At 70.6% G+C, this 16,487-nt stretch carries 12 protein-coding genes and 4 tRNA genes; 7 read left to right on the top strand and 9 right to left on the bottom strand.

Annotated elements, in window-relative coordinates; translation table 11 throughout:
• Positions 1-74: 74 nt before the first annotated feature.
• The gene (locus tag NFT33_RS01965; RefSeq protein ID WP_251672758.1) at positions 75-743 is read right to left on the bottom strand and encodes a transglutaminase-like cysteine peptidase; all 669 of its coding nucleotides are present in this window, start codon (positions 741-743) and stop codon (positions 75-77) included.
• 351 nt (positions 744-1,094) lie between these two features.
• On the opposite strand from NFT33_RS01965, the gene NFT33_RS01960 reads away from it, so the two are divergent.
• The 5 genes from NFT33_RS01960 (at position 1,095) to NFT33_RS01940 (ending at position 11,395) form a co-directional block, all read left to right on the top strand.
• On the top strand, positions 1,095-2,960 hold the full coding sequence (locus NFT33_RS01960) for a TolC family outer membrane protein (protein ID WP_251672756.1): 1,866 nt from the start codon (positions 1,095-1,097) through the stop codon (positions 2,958-2,960).
• Between the two features lie 286 nt (positions 2,961-3,246).
• A complete protein-coding gene (locus NFT33_RS01955; protein WP_251672754.1) occupies positions 3,247-4,323 on the top strand; it encodes a TonB-dependent receptor in 1,077 nt (358 codons plus the stop codon).
• Positions 4,323-5,813 (top strand): TolC family protein, encoded by a 1,491-nt coding sequence (locus NFT33_RS01950; protein ID WP_251672752.1) that lies wholly within the window; start codon positions 4,323-4,325, stop codon positions 5,811-5,813. Before NFT33_RS01955 ends, NFT33_RS01950 begins: the two co-directional genes overlap by 1 nt.
• A 115-nt stretch (positions 5,814-5,928) precedes the next feature.
• Positions 5,929-7,230, top strand: coding sequence for a diaminobutyrate--2-oxoglutarate transaminase (gene ectB, locus NFT33_RS01945; RefSeq protein ID WP_251672750.1), 1,302 nt, complete (start codon positions 5,929-5,931; stop codon positions 7,228-7,230).
• Positions 7,231-7,261: 31 nt separating this feature from the next.
• Entirely contained in the window at positions 7,262-11,395 is a 4,134-nt protein-coding gene (locus NFT33_RS01940; protein WP_251672749.1) for a Pls/PosA family non-ribosomal peptide synthetase, read from the top strand.
• Between the two features lie 31 nt (positions 11,396-11,426).
• On the opposite strand, the gene NFT33_RS01935 is transcribed toward NFT33_RS01940, so the two are convergent.
• A complete protein-coding gene (locus tag NFT33_RS01935) occupies positions 11,427-12,302 on the bottom strand; it encodes an alpha/beta hydrolase (RefSeq protein ID WP_251672748.1) in 876 nt (291 codons plus the stop codon).
• A 193-nt stretch (positions 12,303-12,495) separates the two neighbouring features.
• Here NFT33_RS01935 and NFT33_RS01930 point away from each other — a divergent pair, with 193 nt between their 5' ends.
• Together NFT33_RS01930 and NFT33_RS01925 are read left to right on the top strand one after the other, a co-directional pair.
• Positions 12,496-13,083 (top strand): DUF4124 domain-containing protein, encoded by a 588-nt coding sequence (locus tag NFT33_RS01930; RefSeq protein ID WP_251672747.1) that lies wholly within the window; start codon positions 12,496-12,498, stop codon positions 13,081-13,083.
• Positions 13,083-13,652 carry a hypothetical protein gene (locus tag NFT33_RS01925; RefSeq protein WP_251672746.1) on the top strand — a complete coding sequence of 190 codons (570 nt, stop codon included), beginning with the start codon at positions 13,083-13,085 and terminating at the stop codon, positions 13,650-13,652. The genes NFT33_RS01930 and NFT33_RS01925 overlap by 1 nt, the downstream gene beginning before the upstream one ends.
• Before the next feature lie 108 nt (positions 13,653-13,760).
• Here NFT33_RS01925 and NFT33_RS01920 read toward each other — a convergent pair.
• The 7 genes from NFT33_RS01920 to pal form a co-directional block, all read right to left on the bottom strand.
• Positions 13,761-13,836 (bottom strand) — tRNA-Lys (locus NFT33_RS01920).
• Between the two features lie 41 nt (positions 13,837-13,877).
• Positions 13,878-13,953 (bottom strand) — tRNA-Lys (locus NFT33_RS01915).
• Positions 13,954-14,009: 56 nt separating this feature from the next.
• Positions 14,010-14,085 (bottom strand) — tRNA-Lys (locus NFT33_RS01910).
• Between the two features lie 49 nt (positions 14,086-14,134).
• Positions 14,135-14,210: transfer RNA gene (locus tag NFT33_RS01905), tRNA-Lys, on the bottom strand.
• A gap of 69 nt (positions 14,211-14,279) precedes the next feature.
• Positions 14,280-15,047 carry a tRNA threonylcarbamoyladenosine dehydratase gene (locus NFT33_RS01900; protein WP_251672745.1) on the bottom strand — a complete coding sequence of 256 codons (768 nt, stop codon included), beginning with the start codon at positions 15,045-15,047 and terminating at the stop codon, positions 14,280-14,282.
• Between the two features lie 38 nt (positions 15,048-15,085).
• Positions 15,086-15,907, bottom strand: a complete 822-nt coding sequence (ybgF, locus tag NFT33_RS01895; protein WP_251672744.1) for a tol-pal system protein YbgF — start codon at positions 15,905-15,907, stop codon at positions 15,086-15,088.
• Between the two features lies 1 nt (position 15,908).
• Complete coding sequence (gene pal, locus NFT33_RS01890; protein ID WP_251672743.1) at positions 15,909-16,472, bottom strand: peptidoglycan-associated lipoprotein Pal; 564 nt, start codon at positions 16,470-16,472, stop codon at positions 15,909-15,911.
• Between the last annotated feature and the right edge of the window lie 15 nt (positions 16,473-16,487).

Genomic DNA, 16,487 nt, shown 5'->3' with positions numbered 1-16,487 from the left:
TCCTTCGAAGTGCGTGTCGTCGTCATTGCAAAAATCATCGTTGTTTTTTCACCAACCGGTACCAATGCAAAGCCTCAGAAAAGACCCTGCTCGCGGGCCTTGATCAGCACCTCGCGCCAGCGGGACAGCCGCGCCGTGGGATCCCCGGCGCCGGGGCCCTGCGTGCCCTGCCACAGTCCGTCGGCATTGAAGCTGAACACCGGCTGCAGGTCGGGCCGGCGCGAGGCCGGGCGGATGTCGCCGATCAGGTTGTCGAGGATCAGCGGCTCGGCCGTCGGTGCCGGATAGTAGGCCAGCACCATGTGCGCCTGCTGCACCCCGCCGACGCCGCCCAGCGTCGCGCGCACATAGACCAGACGCAGCTTCGCCTGCGGCACGCCCGCGGCCATCAGCGCGAAATACTTGCCGATCGCGTAGTCCTCGCAGTCGCCCTGGCCCTGGGCGAACATCTCCAGCGGCGTGGCCCAGTAGTCGACCTGCCCCCAGACCTCGATGTCGTCACGGAAATAGATGCGCCGGTTGAAGAACTGGTTGACCAGCTCCAGACGACGCTCGTCGTCCATGCGCTGGCCCATCTGCACCGTCTCGATCAGGGCCTGCGCCAGATCGACGCTGCGTGCGCCGTGGCGCTGCGCCTGGCGCAGCATCTGCTGGGTGTCCCAGGCCCGTGCGCCGGCCGACCACAGTCCGCCGCCCAGCGCCAGGACCAGCGCGGCCACCACCGGCAGCAGCGCCAGCAGCACCGGCGAGGCCCGCCCCCGCAGGGACCGGCCTCGCCAGCGACTGAGTCCAAGCGGAGGTGAACCGGACACGACAACATCCATGCCCGCCTTGTCGGCAAGGAGTTGTCAGAACCGTAGGCATCGGTCACGAAACCGCACGCCCGGAAGTGAACAATGCGATTTTGTGCTCAGGCCACTTGGAGTCGACCGACCCGCTGTGGAATACTCGTTGAAGGTTGTTCGCGAGTTGCTTTCACATTTCCGCTCGGGAATCCAACCTCCATCCGCGTGTCACGAAGGGAGAGACACGCCGGCAATGTGTTTCTCCATCAAATGTCCCGTCCGAAGGCCAGCACAAGGATCCAGGAAACAATGAACAAGGCAGCCTCTCATCTCGTCATCGGCCTGATCGCCTTCGCCTGCCAGGTCGCCGTTGCCCAGAGCACCGACCCGCTCAAGGATGCGGTCCAGCGTGCGATCACCACCAACCCCGAGGTCACTGCACGGCTCAACGCCTTCCGGGCCTCCACCGACGAGATCGACGTGGCCCGCGGCGCCTACTACCCGCGCGTCGACCTCTCGGCCGAGGCCAACCGGATCAACGAGCGCATCGGCTCGGTCACCCAGAACATGAACAGCGCGGGTGTCGCGCTGTCGGCCACCCAGCTGCTGTGGGACGGCTTCCAGACGATGAACCAGGTCGACCGGCTGAACCATGCCCGCCTGGTGCGCTATTTCGAGTTCATCGACACCAGCGAGCAGGTCGCGCTCGAGAGCGTGCGCGCCTACATCGACGTGCAGCGCCAGCGCAAGCTGGTGCGCATGGCCGAGGACAACTATGTCCAGCACCGCCATGTGCATGACCAGATCCAGTCGCGGGTGCGCGCCGGCGTCGGCCGCGGCGTCGACCAGGAGCAGGCCGCCGCCCGTCTGGCGCTGGCGGAGTCGAACCTGACCACCGAGACCTCCAACCTGCATGACGTGACCGAGCGCTTCCGCCGGCTCACCAGCGGCCTGCCGCCGGTCGAGATGCCGGCAGTGACCGGCCTGGAGCGCGGCCTGCCCGCCACCAGCGGCGCGGCGCTGGAGCAGTCGGTCAAGCGCAATGCCGCGATCGCCGCGGCGGTCGAGAACCTGCGCGCCGCGCAGTCGGTCTCGCGCGAGCGTGAAGGCAATCTCTACCAGCCGCGGGTCGAGGCCCGGGTGCGTGCCGCGGCCGGCCGCAACCTCGACGGCACGCTCGACCAGAAGCGCGACACCACCGCCGGCGTGGCGCTGAACTGGAACCTGTTCAACGGCGGCGCCGACAAGGCCCGCGTGCGCCAGGCAGCCAACCTGCTGGGCCAGGCCACCGACACCCGCGACAAGGCCTGCCGCGATGCCCGCCAGACCGCCGCGATCGCCTACCAGGACACCCAGAAGCTCGCCGAGCAGATGGCCTACCTCGACCGTCATGTGCTGTCGAGCGAGAAGGTGCGCGATGCCTATCGCCAGCAGTTCGACATCGGCCAGCGCACGCTGCTGGACCTGCTGAACTCCGAGAACGAGCTCTACGGCGCCCGCCGCGCCTACGTCAATGCCGAGCATGACCTGCAGGTCGCACGGGCCCGCACCCATGCGGCCACCAGCAGCCTGGTCGCCTCGCTCGGCCTGACCCGTGCCGGCAGCGCGGAAGACGAGCCCGCGGAAGGCCGCTACTGGCAGGCCGGCGACGATGCCGCCACCCGCTGCCCGATCAGCGCCACCGATCTGGTCGTCACCCCGAAGGCCGATCTGGACGCACGGGCGCGTCAGCTCGGCGCCTCGCTGGCGCCGATGCCGGCCGCACGCGGCGCCGCGCCGGCAGCAGCAGCCGCGCCGGCCGCCCCGGTCGACATCTCCGCACCGGATCCGGCGCCCAGCACCCCGGTCTCGCAGCGCCTGCTCGACTGGGCGGCCACCTGGACCAGCAAGGACGCGACCCGCTACCTCAGCTTCTACGACCCGAGCTTCAAGCCCGAAGGCAGCGCCTCGCGCAGCACCTGGTTCGCCAATCGCACCAAGCTGCTGCAGAAGAGCGGCCCGGTCGAGATGAAGATCGCCAATGTGCAGCGCCGCACCGTCTCGGCCAATGTGGTGGAGACCCGCTTCGACCAGATCTACACCTCCAAGGACCTGAACGACAAGGCCCAGAAGGTGCTGACCTGGAAGCGCCGTGGCGCCGAGTGGTACATCGTCAAGGAAAGCACCAAGCGCTGATGCACTGACTGCAGCGCTGTCGCCGGCATCGCACGATGCCGGAAACGACACCCTGCCGGCCCGCGTGGCCGGCAGCCTCTCCGGCTCCGCGCCACTCGCTTTCTCTTCCTCCCCTGTCTTCGTCGCCTGATCGATGCTCGGCCGGCCTGCGGCCGATCGTGGCGGAGCCTTGTCGATCAGGCGCAACAGCACCTCATGTTCATGGCGTGTTCTGGCGTCCTCGCAAGATAATGACAATTCATTATTAAATAAAAGCGAGATTGCGCATGTCCGTTCATGTTCCGATGTGGCCCCGAAAATCCTGCCGCTGGCGGTGGCCGCCGCGCTGGCCAGCCTGATGCCGTCGGCCCGCGCCGAGGCCGACGCCACCGCGTCGCCCGGTGCCTCGACTGCCGGCGATCCCGCGATCGTGCTGGGCGGCGTGACCGTGAGCGGCCGCAGCAGCGGTGTGCTGAAGACCCGCCAGGTGCTGACCTCGGTCGACATTCTCGGGGCCGACCGCATCGAGGATCGCAACGTCGCGCAGAGCTGGGAACTGCTCGGCCTGCTGCCCGGCATCCAGCTCACCGAGACCCGCATGGGCGCCGAGTCGGGCAAGCCGACCTTCCGCGCCTTCAACGGCGAGGGCTACATCAACGGCATCAAGGTGCTGATCGACGGCATCCCGAGCAATGTCAACAGCGGCAACCAGCGCTTCATCGACATGGTGTTCCCGCTGGACATCGACAGCATCGAGGTGGTGCGCGACACCAATGATCCGCGCCACGGCCTGCATGCGATCGGCGGCAGCATCGATGTGGTGACCCGCCAGGGCGGCAACGACGGCGAGGCACGGCTGAGCGCGGGCAGCTTCTCGACCCGCGAGGTCCAGATCGCGTTCGGGCAGGAGGCCGACGGCTTCGCGCAGAACTACTTCATCGGCCACCAGCATTCCGACGGCTACCGGGCGCACTCGGCGTCGGAGCGGCAGGCGGTCGGCGGCAAGTGGTTCCTGTCCTCGCCGAGCGGCGACCTGCGGCTGGGCCTGATCGCGCGTCTGTCGGCGCAGCGGGCCGAGGAGCCGGGCTTCATGACCGCAGCGCAGATGGCCGCGGACCGCTGGCAGAGCTTCGCGCACAACGCCAACGACGGCGACACCCGCGACATGCGCCAGGCCAGCGTGCATCTGGACTGGAAGATCCGCCCCGATCTGCACCTGTCGGGCCGGCTCTACAACAACATCTACCAGGACGATCGCCGCGTCACCTTCACCGACAACAGCGGTCTGGGCAACAGCCCGCGCCAGCGCCGGGTCTGGGACGACCGACTTGTGACAGGATGTGTCCTTTGCGACTTGTCCGCCCTGCCGTGCCCTTCTCTCTGATGTTCTCCCTGCCCCCGTCGGGCCTTGCCGCTTCGGTCCGCGCAGGCCTGGCGGCGACAGCGATGGCCTTCGGCCTGATGCCGCCGGCGCAGGCCTGCACGCTGCCTGCACCGGGCAGCCTGCTCACGCTGGCCGAGGCGATGAGCCGCGCGCTCTGCCACGATCCGCGCACCCGCCAGAGCACCGCGCTGCTGCAGGCCCAGGCCGCACGCGAACAGCTCCAGCAGGCCGCACGCGCTCCGGTGCTGGGCGCCCGGCTCGATCTGGGCCGGCAGTCGGGCGCCTGGGCCGATGCAAGCGGGCGCAGCCGCTCGATCGCGCTGGAACTCGACTGGCTGCTGCTCGACGGCGGCCAGCGCGAGGCAGCGCAGGACGCGGCGCGGCAGCAGCTGATCGAGGCCGCCGCCAGCCATGACGCGGTGGTGCAGACCGTGCTGATCGAGACGGCCGAGGCGCACCGGGCCGTGCTCGACGACAGCGAGGGGCTGCGGCTGTGGCGCGACCTGGAGCTGCGGCTGGCTGAGCTGCAGCGCCAGTCGCGCCTGCGCAACCGCCGCGCCGACGGCCCCGACCATGCCGACGTGATCGAGGCCCGGCTGGCGCTGGAGCAGACCCGGCTCGCCCGGCTGGAGGCCGAGGAGGCGCTGGCGCTGGCCCAGGGCCGTCTGGCCTGGCGGCTTGGCGCGTCGGCCGGCACCGTCTGGCGGCTGCCGCCGCCTTCGTCGGACACTGCGCCGGCCAGCTCGCCCGGCGAAGTGGCGCAGCAGATGCCGCAGTGGCTGGAAGCGGTCGAGCGCGAGCATCCGGAGCTGCGGGCCGCAAGGGCACGCGCCGCCGCGGCCCAGGCCGCGCGCGTCCAGAGCGAGCGGGCGGGACGACCCTCGCTGTCGATGTCGGCGCGGATCGGGGCGGGCCGGCGCGACGATCCCACGCTGGAGAGCGGCCGGCTGAGCGGCGGTGCCCGGCAGGCCGCGCTGACCCTGAGCCTGCCGCTGCTCGACGGCGGCGCGCAGGCCGCACAGGTCCGCGCGGCGCGCGCCGAGCATGAGGCGGCCCTGGCAGCGCTGGACAGCGTGCGGCGCGATGCCACCCTGACCGCCTGGGAGCACCTGCTGGTGCTGCGCCATGCCGATGCACTGCGGCAGGCCCATGCCGATGTGCTGCGCACCCGGCGCGCGCTGCTCTTCACCGAACTCGGCCGTCACCGCGACAGCGATGCCTCGGCGGCCGACCTGGCCGACGCGATGCTGTACGAGACCGAAGCCCGCATCGCGCTGCAGCGCGCCGACAGCCGGGTGCAGCTGGCACGCTGGCGCCTGGCGCTGGCGGCCGGCCAGCTGCCACAGCGGCCAGCGATCGAGACCGCCTCGGCACCCGCCATGGCCCCCCTGCTCCCCGGGGCCGATCGGACCGAACCCGCGCCGCGCCCGGGCAGCCCCTGCCGCCTCGGTGCGCCGCCGCCGCGCGAGGGCTGGTGCGTGCCGCGCTGAGCGCCGAAGAACGCCCAGGAAATCGGTTCCATCGTGATAATGTAAACAAAATTTACCAATTGTTTCACTGATTCACACTGGCGTCTCCAACCCACCCGGCCTCAGGAGACCCGACATGAATCCGATTCCCGCCATCGCATCGACCGGACCGCAGGACCGCGCCGTCTTCGCGCGCCGGGAATCCGCCGTGCGCGGCTACTGCCGCCGCTTCGACACGGTGTTCACCTCCGCGCGCGGCAGCCTGATGCGCGACGAGAGCGGCCGCGAGTACATCGACTTCCTGGCCGGCTGCGCGGCGCTGAACTACGGCCACAACGAGCCGGCGATGAAGGAAGCCCTGCTGCGCCACATCGGCTCGGACGGCCTGGCGATGGGGCTGGACCTGCACTCGGCGGCCAAGCGCGATTTCCTGGAGCGCTTCGAAGCGCTGATCCTGCAGCCGCGCGGGCTGCCGCACCGGGTGCAGTTCACCGGCCCGACCGGCACCAATGCGGTCGAGGCCGCGCTCAAGCTGGCCCGCAAGGTCACCGGCCGACACAACATCATCGCCTTCACCAACGGCTATCACGGGGTGACGATGGGTGCGCTGGCGGCCACCGGCAACCGCTACAACCGCATGGGGCTGCCGCTGTCGGGTGTGACCCGGGTGCCGTTCGACGGCTATCACGGCGAGGGGATCGACACCAGCGCGATGCTGGCGCGGCTGCTCGAGGACCCGTCCGGCGGCATCGATGCGCCGGCGGCCATCCTGCTGGAGACGGTGCAGGGCGAGGGCGGGCTCAATACCGCCTCCGCCGCCTGGGTGCAGCGCATCGCGCTGCTGGCCCGGCAGCATGGCGCGCTGCTGATCATCGACGACGTGCAGGCCGGCTGCGGCCGCACCGGGCAGTTCTTCAGCTTCGACGGCATGGGCGTGGTGCCCGATCTGGTCGTGATGTCGAAGTCGCTGTCGGGCTTCGGCCTGCCGATGGCGCTGGTGCTGGTCCATCCGGAGCATGACCGCTGGCAGCCGGCCGAGCACAACGGCACCTTCCGGGGCAACACCCATGCCTTCGTGACCGCGGCCGCCGCGCTCGACGGCTACTGGCGCGAGCCCGGCTTCACCGACGAGATCGCGCGCCGCGCCGCGCTGGTGCATGCGCATCTGGAGCGCATCGCCCGCGAGGTGCCGGGCGCGCGGCTGAAGGGGCGCGGCATGATGCAGGGCCTGGACGTGCTCAGCGGCGATCTGGCCGCGCGGGTGTGCACGCTGGCCTTCGAGCGCGGCCTGATCATCGAGACCTCGGGCGCGCATGACCAGGTGCTCAAGGTGCTCGCGCCGCTGAACATTGCGCTGCCGCTGCTCGAGCAGGGTCTGGCGCTGCTGCACGGCGCGGTGGCCGATGCGGTGGCCGGCACGCTGCGCCGCGCCGCCTGACTCGGACCAGAAGGCCCGGATCGCACCCGTCATGGACCGTCTGACCCCGCCGCCGGCCCTGCTGCAGCAGGCCGATGCCGATCACCGCCTGCGCTGGCAGCCGCACGAGCGGCTGCATCATCTGTTCGAGGCGCGCTGCGATGCCTGGGCCCGCGAAGGCCGCGCCGAAAGCGCCGCCGCGCTGCAGACCGACGAAGGATCGGTCAGCTACGCGGAGCTGGACCGGCGCACCAACCGGCTGGCCCGGCATCTGCGCGACGCACTGGGCCTGTGCCCGGGCGAGCGGGTCGCGCTGCTGTTCGACAAGACGGTGCACGGCCATGTGGCGATGCTGGCGGTGCTCAAGGCCGGCGCGGCCTATGTGCCGCTCGACCCGGGCTTTCCGGACGAGCGCTGCGCCTTCATCTGCGCCGATGCCGAGGTCGGCCGGGTGCTGTCGGTGCAGCGCCATGCCGGCCGGCTGGCCGGACTGGGCGTGCCGGGGCTGTGCCTGGATGACCCGATGCTGGAGGCGGCTCTGGCGCCTGTGGACACCGCCCGCCTGCCGAGCCCGGAACGCGGCGCGGCGGACGCCCTGTGCTATGTCATCTACACCTCCGGCTCGACCGGGCGCCCGAAAGGCGTGCCGATCGATCACTCGCAGATCTGCAACTTCGTGCGGGTCGCCGCCGAGACCTACGGCTACCAGGCCGACGACCAGGTCTACCAGGGCCTGACGATGGCCTTCGACTTCGCGGTCGAGGAAACCTGGGTGCCGCTGAGCGTGGGCGCGACGCTGCATCCGAACCAGAGCGGCGCCAGCCTGCTCGGCGCCGATCTGGGCGAGTTCCTGCGCCGGCGGCACATCACCGCGCTGTGCTGCGTGCCCACCGCGCTGGCCACGCTCGAGGAGGATCTGCCCGAGCTGCGGCTGCTGATCGTCTCGGGCGAGGCCTGTCCGCGCGATCTGGTGCAGCGCTGGGCCACGCCGGCGCGGCGCATGCTCAACGCCTACGGCCCGACCGAGACCACCGTCACCGCGACGCTGGAGAGACTCGATCCGGCCGCGCCGGTCACCATCGGCCGGCCGCTGCCGACCTACAGCGTGCTGATCCTCGATCCGGACACGCCCCGGGTGCTGCCGGCCGGCGAGACCGGCGAGATCGTCATTGCCGGCGCGGGCGTGGCGCGCGGCTACCTGAACCGGCCGGAACAGACCGCCCGGGTGTTTCTCGACGACTTCGTCGGCGTGGACCCGAATCCGTCGGGGCGGCTCTACCGCACCGGCGACCTCGGCCGCCTGCGCGAGGACGGACGGGTCGAATACCTCGGCCGCATCGACACCCAGGTCAAGATCCGCGGCTACCGCATCGAGCTGACCGAGATCGAGTCGGTGCTGATGGCCCAGCCCGGCGTGCGCCAGGCGGTGGTGCACACCGGGTCGACCTCGCCCGGCCAGGTCGAGCTGGTGGCCTACTGGACGGTGCGCCCCGGCTGGCCCGATCCGCCCTCCCCGGCCGGACTGCGCGAGGCGCTGCGCGCGCAGCTGCCCGACTACATGGTGCCGCGCCTGTACGAGCAGCTCGACGAGATGCCGATGCTGGCCAGCGACAAGGCCGACCGCAAGGCGCTGCCCGCGCCGCGAGCGCCCGCGCTGTCCGGCGGCACCGAGGCGATGGATCCGGACGAGCGGCCGCGTCCGGGCACCGAGCAGACGCTGGCCGCCGCGCTGGCCGCGGTGCTCGGCGGCGCGGCGCACGAGCTGTCGGCCACCGCCCATTTCTTCGATGAGCTGGGCGCCAATTCGCTGCTGATGGCGGGATTCGGCGCGCGGCTGCGCCGCCAGCTCGGACGCAGCGACGTGACGATGCGCGCGATCTACGCGCATCCCAGCCTGCGTGCGCTCTCGACGCATCTGGAGCAGACCGCAGCCCCCACGACCACCGTCACCGCGGCCATGGCCGAACCGGTGCCGCAGTCGCAGGCCGAGGCGCCCGCCTGCGCACCACGCGCCGCCTATCTGGGCTGCGGCCTGGCCCAGGTGCTGATGGCGCTGGCCTGGCTGACGCTGAATTTCCAGGCCCTGCTGATCGGAATGGACTGGCTGCTGACCGCCACCGATCCGCTGCAGGCCTATCTGCGGGCCGCGCTGGCCGGCTCGGCGCTGTGGGCGCTGGCGGTACTGCTGCCGGTGGCGCTGAAGTGGCTGCTGGTCGGCCGCTGGCAGGCCGGCAGCTTCCCGCTGTGGAGCGGCCGCTATCTGCGCTGGTGGGCGATGCGGCAGCTGATGCGCTTCAATCCGATGGTGCTGTTCGCCGGCTCGCCGCTGCTCAACGGCTATCTGCGGCTGCTGGGCGCGCAGGTCGGCGCGCATGCGCACATCGCCACCCCGGTGCTGCCGGTCTGCACCGACCTGATCCGCATCGGCGACGACAGCCTGATCGGCCGTCAGGTGCGCCTGCCCGGCTGCCGGGCCGAGGCGGGCCGGATGTGGCTCGGCCCGGTCGAGATCGGCCAGGGCTGCCATGTCGGCGACCATGCGCTGCTCGACATCGACACCCGCATGCAGGACGGCAGCCAGCTCGGCCATGCCTCGGCGCTGCTGCGCGGCCAGACGCTGGCCGCCGGCGTGCATGCGCACGGCGTGCCGGCCCAGCCGACTCCCACCGAATTCTGCCGGGTGCCGGCGCAGCCCCGGCCGACGGCGCTGCGCCGCCGGCTGTATGCGCTGTGGCAGCTGCTGGTGCTGGGCGGCGTGTCGCTGCCGCTGCCGCTGTGGGGGCTGTGGCTGCTGTCGGGCGAGCCGGGACGGCGGCTCGAGGAGCGCTTCGACCTGCATCTGCTCGGTCACGGCCATGCGGCGCACTGGGCCGATCTGGGCGGGGTCGCGCTGGGCGGCGCGCTGGCGCTGCTGGGCGGCATGACGCTGTGGGCGCTGCTGATGGCCACGCTGCCCCGGCTGCTGTCGCGGGCGATCGTGCCGGGGCGGCTGTACCGCTTCTACGGGCTGCACCACTGGCTGCTCGGCCTGATCACCGCCTGGAGCAACTCGCGCTGGCACAACATGCTGGCCGGCGACAGTCCGGATGTGGTGGCCTGGCTGCGCGCGGTGGTCGGTTACCGCTTTGTCGGCGGCATCGAGCAGACCGGCTCGAACTTCGGCCTGACGCAGCAGCATGACCTGCCCGGACTGAGCCACTTCGGCCCGGGCGCGATGGTCTCCGACGGGCTGACGATGGCCCAGGTCGAGCCCGGCCCGGGCGGCTGGCGCGTCGGTCCGACCCGGCTGGGCGCGCGGAGCTTCGCCGGCAATGCGGTGCTGCTGCCCACCGGTGCGCCGCTGGGCGACAACTGCCTGCTGGCCACCCGGGTGATGGTGCCGCTGGACGGCCCGCTGCGCGAGAACATCGGCCTGCTCGGCTCGCCGGCCTTCGAGATCCCGCGCTCGGTGCTGCGCGACCGGCCCGATCCGCGCTGGAGCGATCCGGCCTGGCGGGCGCAGGCGCTGCGGCGCAAGACCGCAGTCAACCGGCTGACGATGCTGCTCTTCGTCGGCGCGCACTGCATCGGCGCGGCGCTGGCGGCGGTGGTGCTGTACGGCGCCTATGTCGGCGTGCCGGGCGTGCCGCCGGCGCTGTCGCTGGCGGCCGGCACGCTGGTGGCGATCGCGCTGGAGCTGCTGTGGTTCGTGCTGGTCGATCGCGCCAGCCTGGGCTGGCGCCCGCTCGAGCCGCTGACCTGCTCGATCCTGGAGCCCGGCTTCTGGCGCCATGAGCGCTTCTGGAAGCTCGGCTTCGCCGGCGACGGCGTGCTGATGACCGCGCTGCGCGGCACGCCGATCATGGGCCTGCTGTGGCGGATGCTGGGCGTGCGGGTCGGGCGACAGCTCTTCGACGACGGCGCCTCCATCGTCGAGAAGACGATGACCACGCTGGGCGATCACGTCACGCTTGGCGATCAGTCGCTGATCCAGGGGCATTCGCTGGAGGACGGTCTGTTCAAGTCCGGCCGCATCGTGCTGGGCGACCAGGTCACGCTGGGCGAGCGGGCCTTCGTGCACTATGGCGTGCAGGTCGGAGCGCAGGCGCGGATCGCGCCGGAGTCCTTCGTGATGAAGGGCGAGCAGCTCGAGGCCGGCAGCCGCTGGCAGGGCAACCCGGCGCAGGCGACCGGCGGGGCCTGCTGAACGGCCGGCATGGCAGCCGGGCCGGGTGCGCTCAGGGCGCCGCCGGCACGCTCAGGCCGAACAGCTCCGCCATCGCCACCCGGTACTGCGCCAGGCCGATGGCATTGGTGTTGTGGTGGGTGCCGCCCTCGACCAGCTCGAAGCGCTTGGGGCCGCGCGCAGCCTCGAACAGGCGCCGGCCCAGCTCGGGCCGGATGGTGCGGTCCTCGCTGCCATGCACCACCAGCAGCGGCGAGCCGATCTGCGCGACCCGCTCGACCGAGGCGAAACGCTGGGTGATCAGCGGCTCCAGCGGCAGCCAGCCCCAGCGGTAGGAGGCGACCACCTCCGGAATCGAGGTGAAGGTGCCCTCCACCAGCGTGCCGGCCTCGTCCGCCACCCGGGCGGCCAGATCGATCGCGATCGCCCCGCCCAGCGAGTGCCCGAAGATGTAGCGCGGCCGCCCGGGATGCGCGCGGGCCAGCCAGTCCCAGGCCGCCCAGGCGTCCTCCAGGGCCAGGGTCTCCGAAGGCAGCTCATCGCTGCTGCGGCCAAAGCCCCGGTAGTCGATCGCCAGCACCGAGAAGCCGAGCTGCCGCAGCCGCTGCGCCCGCGCCGCCGAGCCCACCACATTGAAGCGCGCTCCGTGCAGATAGAGCAGCACCGGCGCCTGCGGATCACTGGCGAAGCGCTCGTGCGCGCTCCACAGGCCATGCAGCCGCACCGGCCGATCCGTCTCGGCGGAGCGGAAATCGATCCAGACCTCGTCCATGCCTCGCGCGATCTCCTCGGCTCGCCCCCAGCTGCGATCCGAGGGCTGGAAGATCCAGGCCCGCTGACGCTCGTCCAGAGAACTGCAGCCCGCCGACAGCAGCGCCAGCGTGGAAGACAGGATCAGCAGGAAACTCAGCGTGGACAGGCGTTTCATGGCCGGCGCATGGTCGCAGAAACGGGAAAGGGGAATGCGGCATGGGGGTTCCCATATCTCGTCGTTCTGCCCTTGCGGCTCTTGCTGCGTGAACAACACGTGAAGGAGCGGGCATCTCCTCGGAATCCGAATGTGATCAATGCACTCCGTTGCCGCCGGGCGGTCGTGTACCTTGGCGGGCAAGGAGGAAGACATGCGAGCAAGCGTCTTCATGATGGCCGTCGGCATGGCGACGGTCGGGGCACCTGTCTGGGCCCAATACAAATGCACCAGTCCTTCGGGGCAGGTGTCGTTTCAGCAGCAGCCGTGCGCCGGCCAGCAGCGTCAGCAGGCGCTGGATCTGAAGACCTTGCCGCCGCCCAGCGCTGGCACGCCTGCGCCGGACTTCGCCAAGCAGAACGCCGAGCTGGACAAGCGCCTGGCCATCCGGGCTGCGATCGAAGAGCGGCGCCCGGTCGTGGGCATGACGGTCAGTGAGCTGCAGCTGGCCATGGGGGCGGCCAACAACGTGAATCGCAGCCAGGCGGGGGATGTGGTCAGCGACCAGCATGTCTATCAACGCGGGGCGCGCACTGTCTATGTCTACACCCGCAACGGCGTGGTGACCTCAATCCAGGACACTGCATCGGGGCAGGCATCGGCGCCGGTGGCCGGCAAGTGCCTGAGCCGGCGCGAAATCTGGGAGCTGGAGGTGGAGGCCTCCCGCAACGACATCCGCTACAACGAGGCGGCCCAGGAGCGCTATCGGCGGCGCATTGCTTTGGCGAAGGACTGCAGCTGATGAGCGCCCCCACGAGACGTTCATGCGGTGGCCGGGCGCTGCTGTGGGTGCTGGTGGCTGCGGTGGTCGCGGTGGGCGGCGCCATGCTGCTGCAGGCCAACCGGCGGGCCGAGCAGGTGGCGCGCACGGCGCAGGAGCAGGCCGCCGAGCAGGCGCGGCAGAAGGCGGCGCAGGCAGCCGAGCAGGAGATGCATGCGCGCCAGCGGGCGCAGGCCGAGCAGTCGAGGGTGGAGCAGGCCTATCGTGCGGCCGACGATCTGCTGCAGCGCTGGGATGATGCCAATGCGCTGGCCGCCGCAGCGCCGCGCATGGCCCTGGCAGACCGGGTGAGCGCGCTTCAGGCGCTGGTGCGCGAGGCCGACGCCCTGGTGCTGCCGGCCTGCATGGACCCGCACCGGCCGGCGCTGATCAAGGGCCTGCGCGGCGTGGTGGACGGATACCTGGCCTTCCTGCAGGACGTCAACCTGGGCCGTCTGGTGGCGCAGGCGGCAATGGATGATGGCCGCTCGGCGCTGCAGGCCTTCCGGCTTGAGCTGTCGTCGTGCCGCGCGGCGGTGGCCCGGCCCTGAGGCTGTGGTCATCAAGCACCGCAACGAATACGGCTCAACGCCAAGCAAAAAAGGACTTGGCACTGCTGCCAAGTCCTTGTCGCTGAACGCTTGTTGCGTCTTCTGTTCTGGTGGGCCCTGAGTGACTCGAACACTCGACCTACGGATTAAGAGTCCGCTGCTCTACCAACTGAGCTAAGAGCCCGTCACCACCGCGTGTGCGGTGAACGGTGAAACACTGAATTCTGGTGGGCCCTGAGTGACTCGAACACTCGACCTACGGATTAAGAGTCCGCTGCTCTACCAACTGAGCTAAGAGCCCGCATCACTGCCCATGGGCAATGAAGACGAATGAAACACACGACAGTCAGGCAAGTCTGGTGGGCCCTGAGTGACTCGAACACTCGACCTACGGATTAAGAGTCCGCTGCTCTACCAACTGAGCTAAGAGCCCTTGCCTGCTGGCCCTGATTTTCATCAAGACTGTGACTATATCATGTTTTTGGTGGGTCGTGCGGGACTCGAACCTGCGACCTACGGATTAAAAGTCCGCTGCTCTACCAACTGAGCTAACGACCCCCACCGCCCCGGCCAATCAGTCACTGATCAGCCGAGCCCTAGATTCTAATACACCTCACCTTGGTGTCGTCAAGCACCTCGTGCGTCTGCGCGCACGCCTTCGAGAATCTGCGCCGCAGCAGCCAGACCGAAACTGGCGGTGACCATCACGCTGGAGCCGTAGCCGTGGCAGTTCAGGCCGCCGTCGACGGCGCAGGCGCCGTCCGTCTGCGGGCGCTGCACCGTCTCGCGCGAGAAGATGCAGCGCACGCCGATGCGCCCCTGGCGCGGCGCGCCCTCGCGGCGCAGCTGCTGGCGCAGCCGGGCCAGCAGCGGGTCGTGCGTGACCTCGGCCAGATCGGCCGCCTCCACCCGCTCGGGGTGCGACTTGCCGCCTGCCGCGCCAGCCATCACCAGCCGGTGCCCGCCGGCCAGCGCCCAGCGCGCCATCGCCAGCTTGGCGGCATTGCGGTCGCAGGCGTCGATGACCCCGTCGACCTCGATCGGCAGCAGAGCCGGCCAGTTCTCCGGCTCGACGAAATCCTCGACCGCATGCACCCGGCAGCCCGGGTGGATGTCGGCGATGCGCTCGCGCAGCGCCTGCACCTTGGCCGCGCCGACGGTCGCGCCCAGCGCCTGGATCTGGCGGTTGATGTTGGATTCGGCGACATGATCCAGATCGATCAGCACCAGCTCGGCCACGCCGCTGCGTGCCAGCGCCTCGACCGCCCAGGAGCCGACGCCACCGACGCCCACCACCGCCACCCGCGCCGCGCGCACCCGGGCATAGGCCGCGTCGCCCCAGAGCCGGCGCAGGCCACCGAAGCGGCGCTCGAGATCGGCATCACCCTCTTCCATGGCCGACGCAGAGGTCACGGAAACCACCGGAGCCACGCTCACTTCAGCTGCCTGATGCGCTCGGCCGCGGCCTGCGCGGCCTCGGACTGCGGATAGTTGCGCACCAGTTCCTCGAGGGTGCGGCGGGCGCTCTTCGGATCCTTCAGCTCGATCTGGCAGTTGGCCAGCGCCAGCAGCGCCTCGGAGGCGCGCGGATGGTCCGGCGTCGAGCTGACCAGCGTGCGGAAGATGGTCATCGCCTCCTTGACCTCGCCCTTGCCGTAGAGCGCGTTGCCGAGCCAGTACTGCACATGGCCCTGGTAGGGGCTGGAGGGAAAGCGCTTCTGGAAGCTGGTCAGCGCGGCGGCGGCATTGGCGAACTCGCCCTTGCGCAGGATGCCGATCGCCTCGTCGTAGGCCTTCTTCTCGGGCGCCTCGACCACCGCGTCGCGGCCGTCGAGCGAGACGCGCTGCGGCTCGAGCCGGCGCATGCGCTCGTCGATCGCGGCGAACTGGTCCTTGAGCTTGCGCTGCAGCTCGGCGATCTCGCGGGCCAGGTCCTTGCCGGACTGCACCTGCTGCTCGTCCTGGCCACGCAGCTTCGCCAGGTCGGCGCGCAGCGATTCGATCTGGGCGTTGAGGTCCAGCAGGCTGCGCTTGAGCGTCTCGACCTGCTCGGCCAGCTCGCGCTGGCGCGCATCGCGCTCGCTGTTCTCCTGCTGGGTACGTTCGAGGCGGCCACGCAGCTCGACGATGGCCTTGCGGGCCTCCTCGTCATCGAACAGGCCGGCCTGGGCGCCGACGGGCCAGGCCGCGGCCAGCGCCAGCAGCAGCGCCGCCGGAGCCCGTGCGGCGCGGATCGACAGGGGGCGGCGCGTCATCTCAGCGGTCCTTCAGCTCGGCGCGGCGGTTCTTGGCCCAGGCGGCCTCGTCGCTGCCCTGGGCGGCCGGGCGCTCCTTGCCGAAGCTGACCGCCTCGAGCTGGCCGTCCTGCGCGCCCAGCAGCACCATCGAGCGCACCACCGCATCGGCGCGCTTCTGGCCCAGCGCCAGGTTGTACTCGCGGCCGCCGCGCTCGTCGGTGTGGCCCTCGATGATCATGCGGCGCTTGCGGTCGGCGCTCATGCGGCGGGCATGGGCCTCGACGACGCTGCGGTACTCGTCCTTGACGACGAAGCTGTCGAAGTCGAAGTAGACGACACGGCCGGCGCCCGCCGCCGCATCGGCATTGCGGCCGGTGTCGACCGGGGTGACGGCGGAGCTGCCGACGCCGCCGGTGCCGGCCCCCTGGGCCGCGCCGGTGCCGGCGCCGGAAATCGTGCCGGTGCCGCGACTCTCGACCGGCGCGGGCGGCTCGACGCGGGTGTTCGAGGCGCAGCCCGCCAGGAAGGCGGCGCTCAGGCCCAGGGACAGGAAGGCGGCGCGGGAGCGAAGGATCTTGGACATTGCATGTTCTCCGTG

Origin of the sequence: Sphaerotilus sp. FB-3 (genome assembly GCF_023706025.1) — a bacterium.
GTDB classification, from domain to species: domain Bacteria; phylum Pseudomonadota; class Gammaproteobacteria; order Burkholderiales; family Burkholderiaceae_C; genus Sphaerotilus; species Sphaerotilus sulfidivorans.
The sequence above is the reverse complement of the archived record's forward strand: the minus strand, read 5'-3'. Positions and strand labels throughout refer to the sequence as shown.

Excerpts from the sequence above, each read along its gene's own strand:
- NFT33_RS01900 (WP_251672745.1), bottom strand. The coding sequence starts at position 15,047 with ATGGAAGAGGGTGATGCCGATCTCGAGCGCCGCTTCGGTGGCCTGCGC.
- NFT33_RS01930 (WP_251672747.1), top strand. The coding sequence starts at position 12,496 with ATGCGAGCAAGCGTCTTCATGATGGCCGTCGGCATGGCGACGGTCGGG.
- ectB (WP_251672750.1), top strand. The coding sequence starts at position 5,929 with ATGAATCCGATTCCCGCCATCGCATCGACCGGACCGCAGGACCGCGCC.
- NFT33_RS01950 (WP_251672752.1), top strand. The coding sequence starts at position 4,323 with ATGTTCTCCCTGCCCCCGTCGGGCCTTGCCGCTTCGGTCCGCGCAGGC.
- pal (WP_251672743.1), bottom strand. The coding sequence starts at position 16,472 with ATGTCCAAGATCCTTCGCTCCCGCGCCGCCTTCCTGTCCCTGGGCCTG.
- NFT33_RS01960 (WP_251672756.1), top strand. The coding sequence starts at position 1,095 with ATGAACAAGGCAGCCTCTCATCTCGTCATCGGCCTGATCGCCTTCGCC.
- NFT33_RS01940 (WP_251672749.1), top strand. The coding sequence starts at position 7,262 with ATGGACCGTCTGACCCCGCCGCCGGCCCTGCTGCAGCAGGCCGATGCC.
- NFT33_RS01935 (WP_251672748.1), bottom strand. The coding sequence starts at position 12,302 with ATGAAACGCCTGTCCACGCTGAGTTTCCTGCTGATCCTGTCTTCCACG.
- NFT33_RS01925 (WP_251672746.1), top strand. The coding sequence starts at position 13,083 with ATGAGCGCCCCCACGAGACGTTCATGCGGTGGCCGGGCGCTGCTGTGG.
- ybgF (WP_251672744.1), bottom strand. The coding sequence starts at position 15,907 with ATGACGCGCCGCCCCCTGTCGATCCGCGCCGCACGGGCTCCGGCGGCG.